Below are 22,821 nucleotides of genomic sequence, written 5' to 3' on the forward strand. Positions count from 1 at the left end.
CGTGACGACGACGCAGGGACTGGGACTCAACCAGCCGGGACTCAAGCACGACCCCTCGTGGTTCCGCACGGCCGTGTTCTACGAGGTGCTGGTGCGGGCCTTCGGAGACTCCAACGGGTCGGGTGCCGGAGACTTCCAGGGCGTCATCAACCGGCTCGACTATCTCCAGTGGCTCGGTGTCGACTGCCTGTGGCTGCCGCCGTTCTATGCGAGCCCGTTGCGCGACGGCGGCTACGACATCGCCGACTACACGCAGGTCCTGCCCGAGTTCGGCACGCTCCCCGACTTCCAGCAGCTCATCACCGAGGCGCACGCGCGCGGCATCCGGATCATCACCGACTTCGTCATGAACCACACGAGCGACCAGCACCCGTGGTTCCAGGCGTCCCGCTCGGACCCGGACGGCCCCTACGGCGACTTCTACGTCTGGTCCGACACCGACGACAAATACACCGACGCCCGCATCATCTTCGTCGACACCGAGACGTCGAACTGGACCTTCGACCCCATCCGTCGGCAGTTCTTCTGGCACCGCTTCTTCTCCCACCAGCCGGACCTCAACTTCGAGAATCCGGCCGTGCACGAGGCGATGTTCGAGGTCGTCCGCTTCTGGATGGACATGGGCATCGACGGGTTCCGACTCGACGCCGTGCCCTATCTCTTCGAGGAGGAGGGCCACAACGGCGAGAACCACCCGAAGACGCACGAGTTCCTCGCCCGACTGCGCGCCATGGTCGACGAGGAGTACCCCGGCCGCATCCTCCTCGCCGAGGCGAACCAGCCCCCGCGCGACGTCGTCGACTACTTCGGCACCGAGGAGTCGCCGGAGTGCCAGATGTGCTTCCACTTCCCCGTCATGCCGATGCTCTACTACGCGCTGCGCGACCAGAAGGCGCAGCCGATCATCGACGTCCTCGCGGCCACCCCCGACATCCCGCCGGGCACGCAGTGGGGCACCTTCCTGCGCAACCACGACGAGCTCACCCTCGAGATGGTGACGCCGGAGCAGCGCGCCGCGATGTACGGCTGGTACGCCCCCGACCCGCGCATGCGCGCCAACGTCGGCATCCGTCGCCGGCTCGCTCCCCTGCTCGACAACAGCCGCCCCGAGATCGAGCTGATCCACGCGCTCGTGCTCTCGCTGCCGGGGTCGCCGTGCCTCTATTACGGCGACGAGATCGGCATGGGCGACAACATCTGGCTCACCGACCGCGACGCCGTGCGCACCCCGATGCAGTGGACGCCGGACCGCAACGCCGGCTTCTCCGAGGCCGACCCGGGCAAGCTCTACCTCCCGATCATCAGCTCGCTCGTCTATCACTACAACGGCGTCAACGTCGAGGCGCAGATGGCGACGGGCCACTCGCTGCTGCACTGGGTCCGCGGGATGCTCGGAGTGCGGCGTCTGCACCCGGCGTTCGGGCTCGGCGACTTCGCGATCGCCCCGACGGACAACCTGTCGATCCTCGCCTACACGCGGTCGCTCGCCGGGAGCCAGGACCAGGCCGGTGAGACGCTGCTCTGCGTCAACAACCTCTCCGACAAACCCCAGGCCGCAACGGTGCAGCTGCCGGAGTCGCTGGGCGAGAAGGAACTCTTCGACCTCTTCGGCGGAGCGAACTTCCCGTGGATCGCCGCCGACGGACGCGTCACCTTCACGATGGGCAGCCGCGACTTCTTCTGGCTGCGCATCGGCGAGGAGAGCCGTGGCTGAAATCCTCGATGCGACCCTCACGCCGAGCAAGCGGGAGCTCGTCGAGGCGTGGATGGGTTCACAGCGTTGGTATGCCGGCAAGGGCACCTCGCCGGACGTCCGTCGCCTTGCGTCGTGGAGACTCGGCGACCCGGCCGGGCAGGTCGGCGTCGAGGTCATGATCGTGGCGGACGTGTCGGGCGCTTCCCCGGTGGTCTACCAGGTGCCGCTCACCTATCGCGGGGCACCGCTCCCCGGGGCTGAGGACGCGCTCGTCGGGACCATGGAGCATTCCGTCCTCGGGCCGCGGTGGGTCTACGACGCACCCCACGACCCGGTCTATACCACTGCGCTCCTCGAATTGATCCAAGGTCGGGTACGAGCCGAATCCAGCTCTGCCAGTGACGAATTCGACGACACCGTGGTTGCGACCGCCGGCCCGACCTGGTCCCACGCGGTGACCGTGCGCGGATCGTCAGTGCTCAAGGGCGAGCAGTCGAACACCTCGATCGTCCTCGACTGCGTGTCCGCCGACGGGTCTGCGCTGCCGGTCATCGTCAAGGTGTTCCGGATGTTGTCAGCTGGCGAGAACCCCGACGTCGTGCTCCAGTCGGCGCTGCGTGCAGCCGGGTCCGAACGCGTGCCCGCCGTCGTCGGATCCGTTGCAGGACAGTGGCCCGAGCCCGATCCGGCCGCGACCGCGGACGGTGAGACGAACGCGGACGGCGGGCGGACGGCATACGGGCACTTCGTCTTTGCCCAGGAGTTCCTGCCCGGCGTCGAGGACGCGTGGCGGGTCGCGCTGCGCGCGGTCCGACTCGGCGAGGACTTCACGGGTCCGGCGCGCGCCCTCGGGGAGGCCACCGCCGAAGTGCACGCGACCCTCGCGACCGCCCTCGGCACGACGGCCACGAGTCCCGACGTCGCCCGAACCATCGTCGACGAGATGCGCGCTCGATATGCCGCGGCCGCCGACGAGGTCCCCGCCCTGCACGACCACGACGCGGCTGTGGCGGCGATCCTTGATGCCGCCCTCGACGTGAATTGGCCTGCGCTGCAACGGATCCACGGCGACTACCACCTCGGACAGGTGCTGCACACCACCGACGACGGGTGGATGCTGCTCGACTTCGAGGGCGAGCCGCTGCGGCCCCTCGCCGAGCGCAGCCAGCCCGACCAGTGGATCCGCGACATCGCCGGGATGCTCCGCTCCTTCGACTACGCCGGCGGCGCCGTCGAGCACTCCGGCGGCGAGTCCGCGCGGGCGTGGGTGGCGAGCGCGCAACAGGCCTTCCTCGACGGCTATGCCGCGGTGGCTCATGAGGACCCGCGCCGTCGCCCGGCTCTGCTTGCCGCCTTCGAGCTCGACAAGGCGATGTACGAAGTCGTCTACGAAGTCCGCAACCGTCCGTCGTGGGTCGACATCCCGCTGGCTGCCATCGAGCGCCTCGCGACGCAGTTCTCGACCCCGCCCGACTCCCCCGCACCGTCCACGACAACGTCCGCACCCGACGCACCCGACGCATCCGCAGCACAGGAGGACACCCCGTGACCCCGACCCCTGCCCACGAAGTCAGCGGTGCCATCAACGCCCTCCTCCAGGGGCGGCACCAACAGCCGCACGACCTCCTCGGCCAGCACCTCGAGGACGGCGGCCTGCGCATCCGCGCACTGCGTCCCATGGCTGCCGGCGTGCGCGTGCACTTCGCCGACGGCGAGGTGATGTCGCTCGACCACGAGGCGGAGGGCGTGTGGTCGGCCGTGCGTGAGGGCGCCACGGAGACGATGGACTACCGGCTGCTCGTCAACTGGGGCGACGGCTACGAGCACGTGCAGGACGACCCCTATCGCTTCGCTCCAACGCTCGGTGAGATCGACCTGCACCTCGTCGGCGAGGGGCGCCACGAGGAGCTGTGGACGGTGCTCGGGGCACGCGTGCACGAGTACCCCGGGCCGCTCGGCACCGTGCGCGGGACGTCGTTCGCGGTGTGGGCACCGCGGGCCAAGGCGGTCCGCGTCGTCGGCGACTTCAACGGCTGGGACGGTCGCGTCCACCCGATGCGACTCATCGGCAAGAGCGGCGTCTGGGAGCTGTTCATCCCCGAGGTCGGTGCCGGCGCGGTCTACAAGTACGAGATCCGTGGTGCCGACGACGTCGTCCGCACGAAGGCCGACCCGATGGCCCGGCGCACCGAGGTGCCGCCGCTCACGGGTTCGGTCGTCGACGAGGCCGGGCACGAGTGGGGCGACTCCGACTGGATGACAGCCCGCGCCGAGGGCAACCCGCACAACGGCCCGATGAGCGTCTACGAAGTGCACCTCGGCTCGTGGCGACAGGGCCTGTCCTACCGCGAGCTCGCCGAGCATCTCGTGAACTACGTCCTCGACCTCGGGTTCACCCACGTCGAGTTCCTGCCCGTGATGGAGCACCCCTACGGGCCGTCGTGGGGCTATCAGGTGACCGGCTACTACGCGCCGACGTCGCGCTTCGGGACGCCGGACGACTTCAAGTTCCTCGTCGACACGCTGCACCAGGCCGGGATCGGCGTCATCCTCGACTGGGTTCCGGGACACTTCCCCCGCGATGAGTGGGCGCTGGCTCGCTTCGACGGGCTGCCCCTCTATGAGCACCCCGACCCGCGACGCGGCGACCAGCCCGACTGGGGCACGCACATCTTCGACTTCGGCCGCCTCGAGGTCCGCAACTTCCTCGTCGCCAACGCCCTCTACTGGCTCGAGGAATTCCACGTCGACGGACTGCGCGTCGACGCCGTCGCCTCGATGCTCTATCTCGACTACTCCCGCAACGACGGCGAGTGGCTGCCCAACGTCCACGGCGGACGCGAGCACCTCGAGGCGATCGGGCTGCTGCAGGAAACCAACGCCACGGCATACAAAAGGGTCCCCGGCATCGTCACGATCGCCGAGGAATCGACCTCCTGGCCCGGTGTCACCAAGGCGACGAGCGGCGGCGGCCTCGGGTTCGGGCTGAAGTGGAACATGGGCTGGATGAACGACTCGCTGCGCTATCTCGGCGAGCGGCCCTACGACCGGCAGCATCATCACGGCCTGCTGACGTTCGCGCTGATGTATGCGTTCAGCGAGAACTACGTCCTGCCGATCAGCCACGACGAGGTCGTCCACGGCAAGGGCTCGCTCGTGAACAAGGCGCCTGGCAACCGCCAGGAGCAACTCGCGACCGTGCGGGCCTTCCTCGCCTACATGTGGGCGCACCCCGGCAAGCAGCTCCTCTTCATGGGCTGCGAGTTCGCCCAGCCGAGCGAGTGGGCCGACGGCAAGTCGCTCGACTGGTGGCTCCTTGACCAGCCCGCGCACTATCGCGTCCACAACCTCGTCAAGGAGCTCAACCGCGTCTATCGCGGACACCCGGCGCTGTGGTCGCTCGACTCCCAGCCGGCCGGCTTCGAATGGCTCGACGCGGACGACAACCGGGGCAACACGTACTCGTTCGTCCGGTTCGAGGACGCCTCGCGGCAGTCGGGCGACGCTGTCGTGTGTGTCGTGAACTTCGGTGGTGACGCCAAGGAATGGCTGCGCGTCGGTGTGCCCTTCGGCGGCCAGTGGAAGGTCATCCTCGACACCAGCGGCTACGACCAGCACGGCACCCCGAGCCAGGCCGACAACATCCTCGACGCCGCGCACGAGGGGTGGAACAACCAGCCCTTCCACGTCACCGTCCGCCTCGCCGGGCTCACCGCGCTCTACCTCGCGCCCGTCGTCGATGAATCGGAGCCCGACGCCGCGTCCGAGTCCGAGCTCGAGTCCGACGATCCCGCTCCCAAGGCCGAGTCCGACGAGCCCACTGCCGAGCTCGAGCCCGCGTCGGAGGCGGTCGCCGAACCGGACACCACAGAGCCAGCGGACGCATCCGCACCCAACCCCGCGAAGGAGACGCCGTGACGACCTCTCGCGCCGGACAGCCGGCCCAGCCCTCCGACCTCGTCGACCTCCCCCACCTGGTCACGTCCTACTACGCGCTCAAGCCCGACCCCGACAACATCGACCAGCAGGTCGCCTTCGGCACGTCCGGTCACCGCGGGTCGTCGCTGAAGACGGCGTTCAACGAGGACCACATCCTCGCGACGACCCAGGCGATCGTCGACTACCGCCGGTCGCAGGGCTTCGATGGACCGCTCTTCCTCGGGCGTGACACCCACGGCCTCTCCGAGCCGGCGTGGGCATCGGCGCTCGAGGTCCTGGCGGCCAACGACGTCACCGTCCTCGTCGACTCGGCCGACCGCTACACGCCGACACCTGCGGTGTCGCACGCGATCCTCGTCGCCAATCGCGGCAAGGTCACCGGAGTCGACGGTATGCCGTCCGGCGCCGGTCTCGCAGACGGCATCGTCGTGACGCCGTCGCACAACCCGCCCTCCGACGGTGGGTTCAAGTACAACCCCCCACACGGCGGTCCGGCCGACTCGGATGCGACGAAAACCATTGCGGCGAGGGCCAATGAGCTCATCAAGGGTGGTTTGAAGGACGTCAAGCGGATCCCGTTCGCGCGCGCACGAGCCAGCGCGACGGCATACGACTTCCTGGGAACGTACGTCGACGACCTGCCCAACGTCGTCGACCTCGCCCGCATCAAGGAAGCGGGGATCCGCATCGGCGCCGACCCGCTCGGCGGCGCTGCGGTCGACTATTGGGGCGCGATCGCGGAGCGGCACGGCATCGACCTCACCGTCGTCAACCCGCTCGTTGACGCGACGTGGCGGTTCATGACGCTCGACTGGGACGAGAAGATCCGGATGGACTGCTCGTCGCCGTCGGCGATGGCGTCGCTCATCGGGCGCAAGGACGAGTACGACATCGCGACCGGCAACGACGCCGACTCCGACCGTCACGGCATCGTCACGCCCGATGCCGGACTGATGAACCCCAACCACTATCTCGCCGTCGCGATCCAGTACCTCTACGGTGGCGCGCGACCGCAGTGGCGCGAGGACGGATTCATCGGCAAGACGCTCGTGTCGAGCTCGATGATCGACCGCGTCGCAGCAGACCTCGGTCGTCGGCTCGTCGAGGTGCCGGTCGGCTTCAAGTGGTTCGTGCCGGGGCTGCTCGACGGCTCCGGACCCTTCGGTGGGGAGGAGTCTGCTGGCGCGTCGTTCCTCCGCATGGACGGGTCAGTCTGGACCACGGACAAGGACGGCATCATCCTCGCCCTCCTCGCCTCCGAGATCCTTGCGGCGACGGGCAAGACCCCGAGCGAGCACTACGGCGAGCTGACAGCGCGACACGGCACACCGGCATACGCGCGCATTGACGCCGCAGCGAACCGCGAGCAGAAGGCGAAGCTGGCCGCCCTGTCCCCCGCCGCCGTAACGGCGGAAACCCTTGCGGGAGAACCGATCTCGGCCAAGCTGACCGAAGCACCGGGCAACGGTGCGGCGATCGGCGGACTCAAGGTCGTCACCGAGTCGGCATGGTTCGCGGCGCGGCCGAGTGGCACCGAGGACGTCTACAAGATCTATGCCGAGAGCTTCAAGGGCGAGGACCATCTCGCCCAGGTGCAGGCCGAAGCGAAGGACGTGGTCAGCGCTGCGCTCGGGGCCTGACGTCAGCCGACGAGGAGGACACCGCCGGTCGCGATGACGGTGACGGTGGCGGTCGACACCGCGCCGAGGAGCACCGTCCGTCCGCCCAGTCGACGCAGACCCGCGATCCGCACACCCATGCCCAGAGCGAACATGGCCGTGGCGAGCAGCAGCGTCTGAACGGTCGCAGCGACGTCGCGTGCGGCCGCCGGCACGTCGAACGACGAGCGGATCGCCACGGCCGCGAGGAAGCCGACGACGAAGAGCGGGACGATCGGCGGCAAGGTCCCCGTTGCGCCCCGGTCCCGGTTCTGGGTGCGTCGCCACAGGCTGATTCCGGCCATGACGGGCGCGAGCAGCACCACCCGGGCGAGCTTGACCAGGACGGCCACGGCCAGCGCACCTGAGCCGATGATCCCGCCGGCGGCGACGACCTGGGCCACTTCGTGGATGGAAGCACCGGCGAGCACCCCTCGGGCCTCCGGTCCGAGCCCGAGCGCAAGGCCGAGCAACGGGGCGAGGCCGATCATCAGGCTGCCGAAGACGACCACCAGGGCCACGCTCCCCGCCACGTCCTCCTCGTCGGCGTCGATCACCCCATCGACAGCTGCGACGGCGGCCGCTCCGCAGATCGAGAAGCCGCAGGCGATGAGCAACCGCTGAGTCGGCGGCACCCCGAGGGCCTTGCCCCACGCCAGCGTGAGGACGATGCCGCCAGCCACCACTCCCACCACGACGGCGAGCACACCGGGCCCGAGAGCGAGCACGGCCTGGAGCGGGACGGACAGTCCGAGCAGGACGATGCCCCAGCGGAGGACACGACGGGACGCGACGGCCACGCCGGGCGCCAGGGTCGTCGAGACACCCAGCGTGTTCGCCGCACCGATGCCGAGCAGGATAGCGACGAGCAGGGTGCTGAGCGCGGGGACGAGGTGGTGCACACCAAGGGCGAGCAGGCCCCCGATGAGGCAGAGGACGAGCCCGGGTAGGGCCCTGGTGGGTGCAGATGGTGCTGCGGACATGGTTCCAGCCTCGATGCCCGCGATCGCCCGGAGTAGACCTCAAAACCGCTAAGGCCCATATCATCCTGATATGGGTGCTCCACGCTGGCCGGACCTCGGCGTCCTCGAACTTCTGACCGCGGTCGGGTCGACGGGCAGTCTCGGGGCGGCCGCCAGGCAGGTCGGCATGGCCCAACCCAACGCCAGTCGGGCACTACGTGGGCTCGAGCGCGATCTGGGCCTCTCACTCGTCCACCGCAGCCCTCGGGGCTCTCGGCTCACGACGCACGGCCTCCTCGTCGTCGAGTGGGCTGCGGCCGTCCTCGAGCCAGCGTTGCGCTTCGGCCTGGCCTGCGATTCGCTCCGGTCCCACGCTCGGGGTCGGCTGGGTGTGGCCGCGAGTCGCACGATCGCGGAGTATGCCGTGCCGCAATGGCTCTCCACGTTGCGCGAGGAGTCGCCAGAGGTGCAGGTCATGCTGCACGTCATGAACTCGGCCGAGGTGTGCGACGCCGTGCAGGAGGGCACGAGCGACCTCGGTTTCATCGAGGCACCGCGCGCGCCCCGAGGCCTCCGGTCGACGGTGGTGGGCCGCGACCGACTGCTCGTCGTCGTCGCCCCCGCACACCCCTGGGCCCGTCGGCGGCGCCCGCTCACAGCGGCCGAACTCGCCCAGACGCCGCTCGTGCTGCGCGAACCGGGGTCCGGCACGCGCGAGACTCTGGAGGCCCGCCTCGCTCCGCTGGAGTTGGCGCCACCGGCGCTCGAACTGGGCAGCAACGACTCGATCCGCATCTCCGTGGCGTCGGGGGCCGGGGCCACCGTCCTCAGTGAACTGGCCGTGCGTCAGGCCCTCGCGGCCGGCACGCTGGTCGAGGTGCCCGTGGCCGATCTCGACCTCGAGCGACGCTTCCGGGCCGTGTGGTCCGGGCCTGCCGCAGTGCGCGGACCGGCCAGCGACCTCGTCCGCATCGCACGCGCCACCGTCACCGCGTAATGAACCCGGCTCCCGAGCCGCTTCTCATCTCGCGAGCCTCATCGATGCGGCTCGCGAGCACCCACCCGGCTCCCGAGCCGGGTCGGTTCGCACGCCGCCTCGGCATCCCTCACCCCGCCCTGTGGAGAACTCCGCGGCGCCTTCGACGAATTCGGGCACTCTTGCCCGTCATGAGCACACTGACCGGTCCACTCGCCGCCCTCGCGGCCGAGCACCACGGACTCGTGACGGCCGAACTGACTCGTGCCCGACACATTTCGCCATCAGTCGTGGCAGCGGCCCTGAGATCCGAGGCCCTGCACCGGATCAGGCCCGGCATCTTCGTCGACCATGGGGTGTGGGAGGCAACGCAGACGAGCGACAAGTACACCCTTCTGGTCCGCGGTGTGATGCTCGGCCACCCCCATTGGTTGGCCTCGCACCATGCCGGACTGGCCCTGCTGGGACTGCCGCTCTTCGGGCTCGACCTGAGTCTGGTCGACGTCGTCGCAGCGGTCCGAACGAGCAAGAGGCGCCCCGGACTCCACGTGCACGTCGCAACTGCCGAACAGCGGTCCCTCATCACGGACCCGACGATCACCTCGATCTCCGCCGCAGACGCATGTGTCCTGACGGCGGCCGACCACGGACTGGTGTCCGGCGTCGTCGCCATGGACGCGGCCCTCAAGCGAGGCATGACCACTGCCACCGCGCTGACGTCAGCCCTGGAGTCGTCCCACACGCGCTATGGCGCGGGACAGGCGCGTGCTGCCATTGCTGCCATCGATCCCCTGTGCGAGTCACCCGGGGAGACACGCACACGGCTCATCCTCATGGCCGCCGGACTGGACGTCCGATCCCAGGTGTCACTCAAGGATGCTCGCGGCTTCATCGGGCGGGTGGACTTCCTCGTCGGCGACCGGGTCGTGGTCGAGTTCGACGGGGCGGTGAAGTACGAAGGCCTCGAAGGCAAACGAGCCCTCATGGAGGAGAAGCAGCGCGAAGAACGGTTGCGGGATGCGGGGTTCCGCGTCGTCCGGCTGACCTGGGCCGACCTGAGCAGACCGGATCGGGTGGTGGCACGGGTCAGGGCGCAATTGGCCGCCGCGTGAAACCGATTCCCGAGCCGCCCTTCATCTCGCGAGCCGCATCGATGAGGCTCGCGAGCACCGACCCGGCTCCCGAGCCGGATCCAGCAGTCAGGCTCCCGACAGTCGATGCTGCTCGTCGGTGAGCCAGAGCTGGAGCAGTCCGCCGAAGTGGCCCTCGAACTTCTCCCACTCGTGCGTCGGGTAGGTCTGGTGGATCGTCGTCTGGAGCATCTTGCGGAACTCGTCCGAGCCGATCCACTCGTGCACCATCTCGTCGACGTGCGGCAGCGAGGTCGCGCAGAACTCCCAGTAGCGTTCGCTGTCGAAGTGCTCGTCCGCCAACCCCTGGTAGGCGGTGAGCTTGTCGCGGTAGTCCAGCGACTCATCGTCTGCGACGGCGAACCAGGGGTCCGTGTCGACCTGGGTCCGCGCGCGACGCCCGGTCACGGTGCAGAACACCGACCACCGCAGCAGCGCCTTCATCGCCCACGGGAAGTAGTAGTGGAGCGACGTGACAGCGACGTCGGGGCACGCGTTGGCGTAGTCGATCGGATAGACCCCGCCATCCTTGACGAGCATCTCGCAGGAGTTGAACTCCCACCGGAAGAACGCGTTGACCGTCTGCGCGATCGTGACGACCTCGCGCCCGGTCTCCTCCGCGAGGAAGCCGTGCGCGACGGCATACCGGTTGTGCATCGGCTCGTCGGGCTGGAACTTCATCGTCATCGTCTCGGGCCCGATGGTCAGCGAGCGGGCAAACACCTCGAACCCGTCCACGGCCTTCTGGAGGTGCATGAGCATCTCGCCGGAGTCGTCGTAGGCCTGGTGCAGCGCCTCCCGATCCTTGATCATCGAGACCCCGCGCCACGCACCGCCGTCGAACGGCTTCATGAACATCGGATAGCCGAGCTCGTCGGCGATCGCGGCAAGGTCGAACTGCTTGTTGTAGCGCCGCGACGTGTAGGCCCAGCGCGCGTTGTCGACGGGGTTCTTGTAGGGCACGAGCACCGTGTCGGGCACGTGCATCCCGAGCCGCATCAGCGCGCAGTACGCCGAATGCTTCTCCATGGACTGGAAGGTGAACGGGCTGTTGAGCAGATAGACGTCGTCCATGAGCGACACCTTCTTGAGCCACTCGCGCGGGTGGTAGTACCAGTGTGCGAGCCGGTCGATGACGAGATCCTGCCGCGGACGGTCGCGCAGGTTGAACGGCTCGATCGACAGCCGCTCCGTCGTCACCCGATGGTCCGCGCCGTCGGCCGTCCGGATCACCCCGAGTCGTCTGGCCAACGCCTCGAACGCCGTCGGCCAGTCGTCCTCCGCCCCGAGGAGGAGCCCGATGAGGTGGTCGGTCTTCGGTGCCATTGGCGATCCCTTCGTTGGGTGGGGTCGGTCGACTCGTGCGATCACTCAGACAAAGCGTGGGAGATGGTGCGCCAGCTGCTTCTGCCACCACGGCCAGTCGTGGGCGCTGTCGTGCCCCCACACGTCGAGCTCGTGGCGAATTCCCTTCTGCGCCAGCAGTTCTGCGAACGCTCGCGTCCCCGGCAGCGACCCGGTCGGTGTCACCTCGAACGGCCCCTCCCCCACGACGAGGAGGACGGAGAGTCGGGAACGGAGCCACTCGAGGTGGTCACCATGCAGACCCGGCACGTATGCCGTGGGGTTGGCGAAGTAGGTCGCGTCGCCGAGGTCGCCCCACGAGTTCCAGGACGTCGGGTCGTAGTTGCCCGAGAAGCCCATGGCCAGGGTGGCGATGTCGGCGCGTTGCAACGCGAACTGGACGGCGTGATAGGCGCCGAGTGATGGCCCGAAGGTGATGAGGTCGAGGTCTCCCCCGCCGGTCTGTTCCGAGATCCATGGGACGACGGCCTGTTCGATCCACGCGTGATAGACGCCGTGCCGTGCCGCTCGCTCGTCGGTGGGCACGTCGTTGGCGGACCAGGTCCAACCGTCGAGCGAATCCACAGCGAAGACGGTGACCCGTCCGGCGTCGACGAGTGGTCGGATCGCGTCGAGCAGTCCGCGCCCCTCGAAGTCGGCGGCACTACCGCCCTCGCACGGGAAGGCCAGCAGTGGCCGACCGAAGTGGCCGTGGCGCACCACCCTGAGCTCGGCGTCGTGGCCGGGCACTCGCAGATGGGCGTCAGCGCGCTGCATGCGCCCTATCCTTGCGCCTCTGCCCACACGTCGCGCAACACTTCGACCAGATGCGGGTCGAGCGCGTCGCGCCACGCGGTGTAGTTGTGGAGGTCCGCGACCTCGGCATACGTCACGTCGTGGCCGGCGCGTTCGAGGGCTGCGGCCATCTGCCGGTTGTTGCCGGCGTTCTCCTCGAGGGCACCACAGGTCAGCCCGACGCGCAGCGGTCGAGCCGCCTGCGTGGTGTCGAGGACCTCCTGGACCTTGCGTGAGATCCGCCCGAAGTACTTGAAGCCGCTCTCCTGGTCATCGAGTTCGGCGTGGAAGAACGAGCCCGACTGGGAGAAGACGCCCCCGATCTCGTCCTCGTCGAGCAGCCCGACCAGCAGGGCCGTCAGACCACCGAGGCTGGCACCCACGACGACGACGCGACCGCGGATCGGCGCACGCTCTGCGATCCGCGAAAAGCCCTGTCCTGCAATGGTTCTCAGATAGCTCGGCGACCCCGAGTACCACGCATCCCGCAGCACGGGATGCGCCAACGCGACCCGGTGCGGAGGCAACTCCCCCGAGGCGATCTTGGCCGCCGAGAACTGGGTGATCGAGGCGAGTTGGTCGTACTCGGGCCCGTCGTTGACGAACATCAGCGGCAGCGCCTGCCCCTCGAAACCCTCCGGCGACCACACCGTCACCGGCACGTCGTCTGCCGTCTCCCCCTCGACCGCCATGGGAGTGAACGACCCGGGAACCGCAGGTGCCTCGAGCCAGGACGGGATGGCATACCCCGGCATCTGCATCACGGAACGTGAGCCGAAGGCAGTCTCGACGGTCACGGGGTTGTCCGGGTCGAGGATCGTCTCCGCGGCGATCCCGTCGGCGACGGGTCGGGTGACGATGAAGCGGTACTCGAGCCGGGCGAGGCCGGGTCGGGGCAGGGCGAGCTCCCAGACGTCGTCCACGCGCGCGAACTCCCGGGGTCCGGGGATGGCCGGATCGCAGTCGAGCACGACGGACACCACGTCCGCGCCCCCGGCGTCGAACCGGAAGCGGACGTGGTCGTCGAGCAGCTTGGGCGGCACCTCAGAAGAGGGCGTTCATGAGCGCCGTGCGACCCTTGCGCACCCGCTCGTCGTGGTTGCCGACGACGTTGAAGAGGTCGAGCAGGTGGGTGCGGGCCTTGTCGCGGTCGGCACCCTCGGTCGCCTTGACGGTGTCAATGAGGCGGGTGAACGCATCGGCGACGTGGCCGCCGAGGACGTCGAGGTCCGCGACGGCGATCTGCGCGTCGACGTCCTCGGGGGAAGCCGCCGCGGCGGCCCGCACGGCCTGCGCGTCGATGCCGTCGGTCCGCTGCATGAGCCGCACCTGGGCCAGACCGAGCTCGGCCTCGTGATCCTTGGGGTTGAGTTCCAGAGCCTTCTCGTATGCCGTGACCGCACCTTCGAGGTCGCCGCGGTCGATCGCGTCGTAGGCCTCCTGGATGAGCGGGGGCAGCGGGGGCATCTCGTCGTCGAAGCCGTCACCCGAACCTGCCGGCGCCGGGCCGAGGTCGACCCGTCCGGTGATGCCGTTCTGCACGGCGGCCTGGACGAGCTGGTCGAGGACGGTTCGGATCTCCGCATCCTGCGGCAGGCCGGGGAAGAGCGGGACCGGCTGGCCCTGAAGGAGCCCGAAGGTGACGGGGACGCTGAGCTGGCCGAAGGCCTGCACGATCACCGGCTGGAAGGCCTGGAGGATGCCGGGCGAGGTCTGCACATCGGCGGAGACGACGAAGAGGCGCCCCTCGAGCTCGGCCGCAACCGCGGCGACGCGCTCGGCGAGACCGACGGTCTGCTGGTGCGCAGAGGACCAGATGACCAGGACCGCTGGCACCTGGAGCGTGCGGTTCATGACCTCGGAGAAGGTCGCGTCGGTGACGTCGACGAGCAGCCCTGCAGGCAGACCGGGCGCGGACCCGGAGGGCGCTGGCTGGGCCGTGGGGCTCGACGGGGACGAGCCGGCCGGGGCGGGTTGCCCTCCGAGGGCGGACAGGTCGATGGCGCCGCGAGCGCCGGAGGGAGGCGTGGGGGTGGTGCTCATGTCAGGGATTCTCTCAAAGACGGATCCGGCCCCGCGCCGCAGGGCGTGGGGCCGGATCGCCGGTGATGGTTTGGGTCACTGGGCGGTGCCGGACACCAACTGCTCGTCGGCGGCCACGACGGTCGCCGCGCCCTTGGCGGGGATCACCATGACGATGTTCTCGAGGCTGGTGATCTGCAGCTTCTTGGGGGTCGTCTTCTTGTTGCCCACCAACTTGGCGTAGGTCGCCGGGATGCCCAGCTCCTTGGCGCCGGCGCTGGCGGTGAAGGTGTCGGCACGCGTGAGCTGGCCGAAGACGACGCTGCCGCCGTCCTTGAGGCGGAAGGCCACCGTCTCCTTGGGGATGAGGGTGTGCTGCTGGGCGAAGCTCGCCAGGGCACCGAGCGCCTTGACCTGTCCGGCGGTGGAGGCCTGCAGGGCCGTGGCGAAGGCGTCCTTCGTCGCGACCGCGGCGTTGGCGACCGGCTTCGGGTAGTTGAGCGCGGCGGCGTAGGCGCCCAGCCCCTGGTTCGGCGCGAGCGGGGCTCCCGTCTTGTCGTCGGGCTTGACGAGGGGCGCGCCGTTGGCGAGGTCGTCCATGGCGGGGACGCTCGTGCCCGGGAGCATCGGCACCGAGGCATAGACCTTGAACGGGTCCGCTGCTGCGGTCGACATCAGGACGTGCAGGGTCTGCGTCTTGCTCGCCTCGTCGAGCGTGCCGACGAGGATCGCCCGCGGCCACGCCTTGCCGCGCGAGATCGAGACGACCTGCGGGTCGCTCGCGCGCTGCAGCGGGTCGGCGTTGCCGACGGTGCCGAGCTTGGTCGCGGCCTGAGCCTGGGTGAGAGCTGCTCCGGCCAGCACTGCGGACTGCGCCTTGGCTGCGTCGGCGCCCTTGGCTCCGCGCGCGGCAGCTGCCTCGTCAAGGACGCGGGCGGCGACGTTCTCGGCGCCGTCGATGTTGAGCGGTGCCACGTCGGTGCGCTCGGCCGGAGCGTCGTGGACACCCACGATGCTGTTGCCGAGGCCGCAGCCGGTCAGGGTCGCGGCGAGGGCGAAGGCGACGAAGGAAGTGGTGAAGGTCCGGCGGTTCATGCGTTCTCCTCCTCGGTGGAGGACGGGTTCTGGGCGGCCTGGCGGCGCATGGCCCGGGTCTGGGCGAGGCCGTCGGTCGTGGCCGCGGCGCTGCCGTCAGTCGTGGCCGCGGCGCTGCCGTCGGTCGCGGTGACCTCGGGATCGGACGTCGGGTCGACCGAGCTCGTGGCCGGACGTGCGTGACGCGAGCTCCAGAGGAGGCTCAGGCCGCTCAGGAGCAGGAACAGGCCCACGAGCGCGGCGATGACGGACTGGACGAACCAGGACTTGCGCTGCCACGTCAGGTCGACCCGCTCGATCTCACCCTTGGAGGCCTGGGCGATCACGGTCTCGGGAGCGTTGGCCTGCTCGATGGTCATCGAGACGGCTCCCTCACCGGTGTCGGTGTTGCGCCACACGTCCGAGGCTGCGAGCGACGGCGTCGCCCCCGTGCCGGTCGTCGAGGTCTCGAGCTCCCACGGTCTGGTGCTCACCCCGTCGACGGTGGTGTGGGCCGTCTTGCCGAGCACGGCCTTGGCGTCCGACGGCGAGGCCGCGGCGAGCCAGACGGTGCCACCCTTCGCGGGCGTGACGGTCACCTTCACGACACCGTCGACCCGGTTGAGGACGGTCTGCGGCACGAGCACGGGGTTGGTGCCGGACGCCGCCGTGGAGAAGGTGGCGGTGCCGCTGCCACCGAGGTGGACGGCGTACCAGAGGCCGAAGACGGTGAGCACCAGCCCGAGGAGGGCGAGGAGCGCACCGACGACCCGCTTGGCGAGGGTGGGCATGCAAGGTCCTTTGATCTGGGGACAGGGGACGGACCGAAAGGTCTCATTTCGGTCACGGACTGCTCTCCACCATGACAAAGGTGGTGGGTCCGAACCAAATCGTCCGGTCCCGGGATCGGCGTCGCGCGGCCGTCACACCGCCACCGAGTGAGGTCAGCCGGGGTGCTCTCGCGCCGGCTCATCGACGTCGTCGACGAAGTCCCCGGCGGCCACCCGCACGGCTCTGAGCAGGGAGAACAGCGCCTCCTGCTCGCCGTCCCCGAGCATTCCGAGGCCAAACTCGGCACGTTCGAGGTCGGCGGTCGTGGCCTCCATCGCCGCCCGACCGGTGTCGGTGATCACAGCGAACGCACCGCGGCGGTCCCGGGGGTTGGCGACGCGCTCGACGAAGCCCTGAGCGGCCAACCGTTGGACGATGTTGGTCGCGCTCGTCGGGTGCACCATGAGGCGCTCCCCGATGCGACCCATGGACAGTCGCCCCTCCCGACTGAACGCGAGCAGCACGAGAGCCTCGTAGCGGGCAAAGGTGAGCCCGTGACGTCCCGCGATCGCGTCGAACTCGGTGAGCAGGACCTGCTGGACTCGCATGATCGACGTCGCAGTGACCATGGGTCCCGCCTGACTGCCCTCACCCCAGCGCGCCCGCCAGAGGTCCCCGGCACGCGCAATGGGGTCGAAAGGCAGCTTGAGGTCCTTGGGCACAGGAGCACCGTAGCCGCCCGGCCCGCTCGTCAGTCCTTGACCGCACCCTCGAGCATGCCCGCGATGAAGTGGCGCTGGAGGAAGAGATAGACGATGACGACGGGCAGCGCGACGATCGTCGCCCCGGCGGCGAGCAGGGCATAGCCCTGGGTGTACTGACCGGAGAAGAAGCCCAGACCCAGCGGAGCCGTGCGCAGGGCCTCGTTCGTCGGGATCATCACGAGCGGGATGAGGAACTCGTTCCACGTCCACATGAAGGTCAGCACGACGAGCGTGACGATCGCCGGGCGAGCCAAGGGCACGAGGACCTGCCAGAGGATCCGCCCGGTCGACGCACCGTCGAGTCGAGCCGCCTCGACGAGGGACCGAGGGCTCGAGCGGAAGGCCGCCCGGAGCCAGAACGTCCCGAACGCGACCGACTGCGCGACCTGTGGCAGCGCGATCGCCCAGAACGTGTCGGTCAGTCCGATCGCCCGCAGGTCGAAGAAGAGCGGGACGACGATGGCCTCCGCCGGCATCATGATGCCGATCAGCATGAGATAGAACAGCGCGTCGGCGCCCCGGAACCGCATGGTGCCGAAGGCGAAACCGGCAAGGACGGAGAGGACCGTGCTCACCGTCACGACGAAGGCCGACACGAGCACACTCGTGCGCAGGTAGGAGCCGAACCGCCCGATCTCCCAGGCCTGCGTGAGGTTGCCGACACCACCGGGCGCCTCGGCGTCGGGCTGGAGGCCGGCCACGACGATGCTCAGGATCGGCCAGATCGCGAAGACCGCGAAGGCGGTGAGGATGACGTAGTTGAGCGTCCGCTCGGACGGGGAGACGCGCATCAGTCCGCCACCCTGTCGCCCACGCGCGTGATGACGAAGCTGATCGCGAAGATGATCACCGTGAGGCAGACGCCGATCGTGCACGCGAGGCCGACCTGCCCGAGCTCGAACGCCTGCCGATAGACCTCATAGCTCGGCACGGTCGTCGTGTGACCGGGACCTCCGGACGTGGTCATGTAGATGAGGTCGAAGGTCTTGAGCGCCGCGATGACCGTGAGCGTCAGCGCCACCGCGATCTCGCCGCGGACCGACGGCAGGGTCACGGCGAAGAACTCCCGCACGGCGCCGGCCCCGTCGAGCCGCGCCGCTTCATAGAGGTCGGGGGGAATGCGCCCCATCCCGGCCAGCAGCAACACCGTGACGAGTCCGCTCTCGAACCAGGTGCCGATGAGGCCGACCGCAGGGAGGGCAAAGGCGTACTCCCCCAACCAGCCGCGCGTCCACGACTCGAGCCCGATCGAGGTGAGGACGGAGTTGATCGTCCCGTCGGGCGCATAGATCCGACGCCACGCCACCGCGATGACGACCATGGCCACCACCTGGGGCAGGAACACGACGGTCCGGAAGAAGCCGAGCCCGCGAACAGACGCCCGGTGGAGGATCGCGGCGAGCAGCAGGCCGACGACGAGTGGGATCAGCGCGAAGAACACCATGAGCACGAGCGCGTGACCGAAGGAGGCGCGCAGTCGCTCGTCGGTCAACACCTCCTGATAGTTCGACAGCCCGGCCCACGTCCCCACCGTGAGCCCGTCCCAGTCGAAGAGCGACAGGTGAACGGCGCGCAACAACGGATAGAGGGCGAACACGGCATACACGAGGAAGGCCGGAAGAACGTAGAGGTAACCGATCCGCCGAGGCTCCCCCGGCGGGCCGAGTTGGCGAGGACGGCCGGCCATCACTGACCGGTGAAGTCGCCGTAGTCCTTCTGCAACGCCTCGAGCGCCTGCTGCGGAGTGACCTTCTTGGCGAGGAGGTCCTGCAACGTGGCGCCGAGCGTGTCGCCCATCGTCGGGGTCGCCCAGTCGAGGTAGGGCACGAGCCCGTTGTCCTCGGAGACGGTGCCGAACGCCGTGAAGACGTCCGTCGCGAGGGCGTCCGGCGCCTTCTGCGCCGCGGTCTCGACGACGGGGAGATTGCCGTTGTCGGCGAGAACCTTCATCGCTTCCGGACTCGTGATGAAGTTGATGTATGCCGCGGCGGCGTCCTTGTTCTTTGCCTTCTGCGTGATGGCGAACGGCAGACCGGAACCACCCGTGGTGACCGCCGTGCCGCCTGCCTCGGGTGCCGGCGGCAGCATGAACTTCACGTCGGTCTTCATCGCGGCGGACAGGTCGGCCTGGAGCCACGAGCCGGCGATGAGGAAGAGGCCCTGGCCCTTGGTGAAGCCCTGCCACGCCGGGTCGTAGTCCTGACCGTTGAAGCCGGAATTGAAGTAGCCCTTGTCGACCCAGTCGACGAGGGCCTGGGCCGCCTTGGTGTTCTCGGGCGTCACCCAGTTGCCGCCGCTCTGGCCGAAGCCGAGCTTTCGGATGTCGTCGGCCTTCGTGAAGCGGCCCTGCACGACACCGAAGACGTGACCGGCCGGCCACTTCTCGAGGTTGCCCAGGACGAGCGGCACCTCACCCTTGGACTTCGCGGTGGCGAGCGCCGCGTCGAACTCTGCCCAGGTCTTGGGTGGGTTGATGCCGAGGGTCTTGAGCTTGGCGTCGTTGTAGAAGATGCCGACGACCTCACCCACCTGCGGCATGCCGAAGAGCGAACCCGAGCCGAAGGTCTTGCCGTCGGGCGAGTACGACGCCACGTTGCGGACGGACTGCGGATAACGCTTGTCCCAGCCGTAGGCCACGGCATAGGGGTCGAGGTTGACCAACTGGTTGGCCTTGACGAACTCACCCATCTGCGACCGCGTGTTGTTGGCCTGGACGACGTCGGGGGCGTCGGCTCCCGTGAGGGCCAGACGCAGCGTCTTCACAAGATCGTCGAACGATCGCGAGACGCGCTTGATCGTGATGTTGGGGTACTTCTTCTGGAACTCGGCGTTGAGGGTCGACATCTGCTTCTCCTGCCCGCCGCGCACCTCCTGGTCCCAGACCGTGAGGGTGACGTCGCCGAGTGCCGCGGCGTCCGTCTTGACCGCGCCGGGTGCGGGGGCGCTCGACTCGTCGGTCGTGGAACTCGAGCCTCCGGGTGCACAGGCACTGAGGGCGAGGGCGGCACCGAGGCCCAGGCCGACCAGGCTGCGACGGATGTGAATCATGGTGTCTCCTCGATGGGTGGGGCAGGGTCGTGGTTCGGGCCGGGCTGAACTCCCGGGGCCTGGGCGTCGGACAGCTTGGCGATCGTGGCGGCGGCCCGCCGGACGGCCCCGGGCGGCACTTCGGCGACGAGCTCGTCGAGGAAGGCGAAACGGCGCTGCACCGACCGCGCCGCGGCATTGGTGGTCGGTTGGCTCCGGACCCGTTGCCACCAGTCGGCAAGGTCGCCCCACCCGGGTGCTGCGAGCGACCCCCCGAACTCCTGCACGGCCAGACTCGAGCACAGCGTCGCGAAGTTCATCCGTTCGAGCAGCGGCCAGCCGGCCAGGCTGCCGACGAGGATCCCTGCGTCGAAGACGTCGCCGGCTCCGGTCGGGTCGATCGCATCGACGCGCAACGCGGGGACCGATGCCTCCTCCCCCGTGGCCGAGTCGATGGCGACGGCGCCGTCGCGCCCATTGGTGACGACCGCGAGTGGCACGAAGTCGGCCAGCGCGTAGAGCGCGTCGTGGGCGGAGTCGGTCCGGGTGTAGGCCATCGCCTCCGCCGCGTTGGGCATGAAGGCGTGGCAGTGCGTGAGCTGGTCGAGGACGCTCGGAGACCACTCTCCGGTGGGGTCCCACCCGACGTCGGCGAAGAGCAGGGCACCGTCGGCGGCGGCCTGTTCGACCCATTGGCGTTCGACGTGGCCCTCGCCGAGGGGACGGTCCGCGTCGAGGTCGAGCATCACCGACCGGGCACGCGGGGCTGCTCCGATCATCTCCGTCGCCGACTCGGGCGCGTCGTGGCCGTGGGTGATCATCCGACGGTCCCCGCCGACCGAGACCGACACGGTCACGGGCGTGTGCCAGTGCGGGTAGCGCCGCGAGCGCGAGAGGTCGACGCGTTCCTGCTCCTCGAGTGAGCGCCAGCAGAACTCGCCGTAGTCGTCGTCGCCGAACGCCGCACCCAGCGACGTCCGGAGGCCGAGGCGGGCAGCCGCGACGGCGAGGTTGGCGATGCCGCCGGGACACGAACCCATCCCCTCGGCCCAGACCTCCGTGCCGCTCTTGGGCATGGTCGAGAGGCCGGTGAAGATGATGTCGAGGAAGACGGTTCCCTGGACGAAGACATCCACGACCGGATCGTCGGCTCGGCGCAGCGCCGCGAGCGGGTCGAAGGCGTGGTCCACCGTCACCTCGTCATCGTGTCCCGGCCGTGCTCGCATCGCAAGGACATCGGAGCCGAGTTGCTACGTTGACGGCTGTGGACGACGGCGGCGGAGGCTCGCGATGAAGTTGACGATTCTGGGTGGCGGCGGCTTCCGGGTCCCGCTCGTCCACGGCGCCCTGTTGCGCGACACCTCCGAGCGACGAGTCACCGAGGTCGTCCTCCACGATCTCGACAGTTCACGACTGCGGTCCATCGAGGCAGTCCTCACCCAGGCTGCGCAGGGTCATCCGCACGCGCCTCGCGTCACCGCGACGACCGATCTCGACGACGCCCTGCGTGGGGCGGACTTCGTCTTCTCCGCCATCCGGGTGGGTGGACTCGTCGGCCGCACTCTCGACGAGCGTGTCGCCCTGGACCTCGGCGTCCTCGGTCAGGAGACCACGGGTCCGGGCGGACTCGCCTACGCGCTGCGCACCGTGCCGGTGGCGCTCGACATCGCTCGGCGCACGCGTGAACTCGCCCCCGACGCATGGTTCATCAACTTCACCAATCCGGCGGGCATCGTCACCGAGGCCATGCAGTCGGTGCTGGGCGACCGGGTCATCGGCATCTGCGACTCGCCCATTGCGTTGGCACGCAGGGCAATTGACGCGCTCGGGCTCGATCAGGACGCCACTGCCATCGACTACGTCGGGCTCAACCACCTCGGCTGGCTCCGGGGGCTGAGGGTCGACGGCACCGACCGCCTTCCCGAGCTGCTCGCCGACCCGACGCGACTCACGACGCTCGAGGAGGGACGGCTGTTCGGGTCCGACTGGATCGGCTCGCTCGGTGCCATCCCGAACGAGTACCTCTATTACTACTACTTCTCGCGCGAGGCCCGTGAGGCGATCACGGCCGCGCCGCAGACCCGCGGCGAGTTCCTCCGCGACCAGCAGGACGCCTTCTTCCGGCACGTCGCTGACCACCCCGAGGGCGCCGAGGCGGAGTGGCGCCGGGTTCGTGAGGAGCGCGACGCGACCTACATGCGCGAGGCCCGCGCGGAGGACGAGGAGCGGGACGAGGCGGACATTGCCGGCGGCGGCTACGAGGGTGTGGCCCTCGCGATCATGGCCGCCATCAGCCGGGGCGAGACGGCGTCGATGATCCTCAACGTCCGTGGTGGATCCGCACTTCCGGGTATGCCGGACGCCGCGGTTGTCGAGATCCCGTGCGTTGTCGACGGTGACGGTCCGCATGCGGTGCCCGCGGCGCCCGTCACGGGTCACATGCTCGGTCTGATGCAGCAGGTCAAGGCGGTCGAGCAGCTCACCATCGAGGCCGCGACGACCGGCTCGGTCGCGACCGCCGTCACGGCATTCGCCCTCCACCCCCTCGTGGATTCCGTGTCGACGGCCAGGGCCCTGGTCGAGGGCTACCGCCGAGCGCACCCGGAGCTCGCCGCACTCTTCTCCTGACTCCCCGCTCTCCTGACTCCTGCCGCGCGACCGGC

The 22,821-nt window shown here is 69.1% G+C and carries 19 protein-coding genes; 7 read left to right on the top strand and 12 right to left on the bottom strand.

Going from position 1 to position 22,821, the window contains the following annotated elements:
• The first annotated feature begins 1 nt into the window (after position 1).
• Genes treS through pgm form a run of 4 tightly spaced genes read left to right on the top strand, consistent with a single transcriptional unit; the run spans position 2 to position 7,275 of the window.
• Positions 2 to 1,714 carry a maltose alpha-D-glucosyltransferase gene (gene treS / locus N803_RS01995; protein ID WP_035902152.1) on the top strand — a complete coding sequence of 571 codons (1,713 nt, stop codon included), beginning with the start codon at positions 2 to 4 and terminating at the stop codon, positions 1,712 to 1,714.
• The gene (locus tag N803_RS02000) at positions 1,707 to 3,245 is read left to right on the top strand and encodes a maltokinase N-terminal cap-like domain-containing protein (RefSeq protein ID WP_035902155.1); all 1,539 of its coding nucleotides are present in this window, start codon (positions 1,707 to 1,709) and stop codon (positions 3,243 to 3,245) included. Before treS ends, N803_RS02000 begins: the two co-directional genes overlap by 8 nt.
• On the top strand, positions 3,242 to 5,614 hold the full coding sequence (gene glgB / locus N803_RS02005) for a 1,4-alpha-glucan branching protein GlgB (RefSeq protein WP_052111616.1): 2,373 nt from the start codon (positions 3,242 to 3,244) through the stop codon (positions 5,612 to 5,614). Before N803_RS02000 ends, glgB begins: the two co-directional genes overlap by 4 nt.
• Complete coding sequence (gene pgm / locus N803_RS02010) at positions 5,611 to 7,275, top strand: phosphoglucomutase (alpha-D-glucose-1,6-bisphosphate-dependent) (RefSeq protein WP_035902157.1); 1,665 nt, start codon at positions 5,611 to 5,613, stop codon at positions 7,273 to 7,275. The genes glgB and pgm overlap by 4 nt, the downstream gene beginning before the upstream one ends.
• A gap of 2 nt (positions 7,276 to 7,277) precedes the next feature.
• On the opposite strand, the gene N803_RS02015 is transcribed toward pgm, so the two are convergent.
• Positions 7,278 to 8,276, bottom strand: a complete 999-nt coding sequence (locus tag N803_RS02015) for a YeiH family protein (protein WP_035902160.1) — start codon at positions 8,274 to 8,276, stop codon at positions 7,278 to 7,280.
• 70 nt (positions 8,277 to 8,346) lie between these two features.
• On the opposite strand from N803_RS02015, the gene N803_RS02020 reads away from it, so the two are divergent.
• The gene (locus N803_RS02020; RefSeq protein ID WP_035902162.1) at positions 8,347 to 9,252 is read left to right on the top strand and encodes a LysR family transcriptional regulator; all 906 of its coding nucleotides are present in this window, start codon (positions 8,347 to 8,349) and stop codon (positions 9,250 to 9,252) included.
• 170 nt (positions 9,253 to 9,422) lie between these two features.
• On the top strand, positions 9,423 to 10,343 hold the full coding sequence (locus N803_RS17280) for an endonuclease domain-containing protein (RefSeq protein ID WP_052111617.1): 921 nt from the start codon (positions 9,423 to 9,425) through the stop codon (positions 10,341 to 10,343).
• Between the two features lie 87 nt (positions 10,344 to 10,430).
• On the opposite strand, the gene N803_RS02030 is transcribed toward N803_RS17280, so the two are convergent.
• The 11 genes from N803_RS02030 to N803_RS02080 all read right to left on the bottom strand — a co-directional run bounded on the left by N803_RS02030 (position 10,431) and on the right by N803_RS02080 (position 21,384).
• Positions 10,431 to 11,687, bottom strand: coding sequence for an ATP-grasp domain-containing protein (locus tag N803_RS02030; RefSeq protein ID WP_035902174.1), 1,257 nt, complete (start codon positions 11,685 to 11,687; stop codon positions 10,431 to 10,433).
• A gap of 45 nt (positions 11,688 to 11,732) precedes the next feature.
• Positions 11,733 to 12,482 (bottom strand): esterase family protein, encoded by a 750-nt coding sequence (locus N803_RS02035; protein ID WP_035902180.1) that lies wholly within the window; start codon positions 12,480 to 12,482, stop codon positions 11,733 to 11,735.
• Positions 12,483 to 12,487: 5 nt separating this feature from the next.
• Entirely contained in the window at positions 12,488 to 13,543 is a 1,056-nt protein-coding gene (locus N803_RS02040; RefSeq protein ID WP_052111618.1) for an alpha/beta hydrolase, read from the bottom strand.
• 1 nt (position 13,544) lies between these two features.
• A complete protein-coding gene (locus tag N803_RS02045; protein WP_035902181.1) occupies positions 13,545 to 14,543 on the bottom strand; it encodes a tetratricopeptide repeat protein in 999 nt (332 codons plus the stop codon).
• 75 nt (positions 14,544 to 14,618) lie between these two features.
• Positions 14,619 to 15,617: a hypothetical protein gene (locus tag N803_RS02050; protein WP_035902182.1), complete on the bottom strand. Its 999-nt coding sequence runs from the start codon at positions 15,615 to 15,617 to the stop codon at positions 14,619 to 14,621.
• Complete coding sequence (locus N803_RS02055; RefSeq protein WP_035902184.1) at positions 15,614 to 16,387, bottom strand: hypothetical protein; 774 nt, start codon at positions 16,385 to 16,387, stop codon at positions 15,614 to 15,616. The genes N803_RS02050 and N803_RS02055 overlap by 4 nt, the downstream gene beginning before the upstream one ends.
• 153 nt (positions 16,388 to 16,540) lie before the next feature.
• Positions 16,541 to 17,089: a MarR family winged helix-turn-helix transcriptional regulator gene (locus tag N803_RS02060; protein ID WP_035902186.1), complete on the bottom strand. Its 549-nt coding sequence runs from the start codon at positions 17,087 to 17,089 to the stop codon at positions 16,541 to 16,543.
• 29 nt (positions 17,090 to 17,118) lie between these two features.
• On the bottom strand, positions 17,119 to 17,922 hold the full coding sequence (locus tag N803_RS02065; RefSeq protein WP_035902189.1) for a carbohydrate ABC transporter permease: 804 nt from the start codon (positions 17,920 to 17,922) through the stop codon (positions 17,119 to 17,121).
• Complete coding sequence (locus N803_RS02070; RefSeq protein WP_035902192.1) at positions 17,922 to 18,818, bottom strand: carbohydrate ABC transporter permease; 897 nt, start codon at positions 18,816 to 18,818, stop codon at positions 17,922 to 17,924. The genes N803_RS02065 and N803_RS02070 overlap by 1 nt, the downstream gene beginning before the upstream one ends.
• A complete protein-coding gene (locus N803_RS02075) occupies positions 18,818 to 20,179 on the bottom strand; it encodes an extracellular solute-binding protein (protein ID WP_035902194.1) in 1,362 nt (453 codons plus the stop codon). Before N803_RS02075 ends, N803_RS02070 begins: the two co-directional genes overlap by 1 nt.
• Positions 20,176 to 21,384 carry a PfkB family carbohydrate kinase gene (locus N803_RS02080; RefSeq protein WP_052111619.1) on the bottom strand — a complete coding sequence of 403 codons (1,209 nt, stop codon included), beginning with the start codon at positions 21,382 to 21,384 and terminating at the stop codon, positions 20,176 to 20,178. Before N803_RS02080 ends, N803_RS02075 begins: the two co-directional genes overlap by 4 nt.
• 64 nt (positions 21,385 to 21,448) lie before the next feature.
• On the opposite strand from N803_RS02080, the gene N803_RS02085 reads away from it, so the two are divergent.
• On the top strand, positions 21,449 to 22,786 hold the full coding sequence (locus tag N803_RS02085) for a 6-phospho-beta-glucosidase (protein ID WP_035902199.1): 1,338 nt from the start codon (positions 21,449 to 21,451) through the stop codon (positions 22,784 to 22,786).
• The last annotated feature ends 35 nt before the right edge of the window (positions 22,787 to 22,821 follow it).

The organism is Knoellia subterranea KCTC 19937, assembly GCF_000768685.1.
GTDB classification, from domain to species: Bacteria; Actinomycetota; Actinomycetes; order Actinomycetales; family Dermatophilaceae; genus Knoellia; species Knoellia subterranea.

Bases quoted from the DNA above. Each gene is read 5' to 3' on its own strand.
- N803_RS02015 (WP_035902160.1), bottom strand. From the start codon at position 8,276: ATGTCCGCAGCACCATCTGCACCCACCAGGGCCCTACCCGGGCTCGTC.
- N803_RS02020 (WP_035902162.1), top strand. From the start codon at position 8,347: ATGGGTGCTCCACGCTGGCCGGACCTCGGCGTCCTCGAACTTCTGACC.
- N803_RS17280 (WP_052111617.1), top strand. From the start codon at position 9,423: ATGAGCACACTGACCGGTCCACTCGCCGCCCTCGCGGCCGAGCACCAC.
- N803_RS02030 (WP_035902174.1), bottom strand. From the start codon at position 11,687: ATGGCACCGAAGACCGACCACCTCATCGGGCTCCTCCTCGGGGCGGAG.
- N803_RS02035 (WP_035902180.1), bottom strand. From the start codon at position 12,482: ATGCAGCGCGCTGACGCCCATCTGCGAGTGCCCGGCCACGACGCCGAG.
- N803_RS02045 (WP_035902181.1), bottom strand. From the start codon at position 14,543: ATGAGCACCACCCCCACGCCTCCCTCCGGCGCTCGCGGCGCCATCGAC.
- N803_RS02050 (WP_035902182.1), bottom strand. From the start codon at position 15,617: ATGAACCGCCGGACCTTCACCACTTCCTTCGTCGCCTTCGCCCTCGCC.
- N803_RS02055 (WP_035902184.1), bottom strand. From the start codon at position 16,387: ATGCCCACCCTCGCCAAGCGGGTCGTCGGTGCGCTCCTCGCCCTCCTC.
- N803_RS02065 (WP_035902189.1), bottom strand. From the start codon at position 17,922: ATGCGCGTCTCCCCGTCCGAGCGGACGCTCAACTACGTCATCCTCACC.
- N803_RS02070 (WP_035902192.1), bottom strand. From the start codon at position 18,818: ATGGCCGGCCGTCCTCGCCAACTCGGCCCGCCGGGGGAGCCTCGGCGG.
- N803_RS02075 (WP_035902194.1), bottom strand. From the start codon at position 20,179: ATGATTCACATCCGTCGCAGCCTGGTCGGCCTGGGCCTCGGTGCCGCC.
- N803_RS02080 (WP_052111619.1), bottom strand. From the start codon at position 21,384: ATGCGAGCACGGCCGGGACACGATGACGAGGTGACGGTGGACCACGCC.
- N803_RS02085 (WP_035902199.1), top strand. From the start codon at position 21,449: ATGAAGTTGACGATTCTGGGTGGCGGCGGCTTCCGGGTCCCGCTCGTC.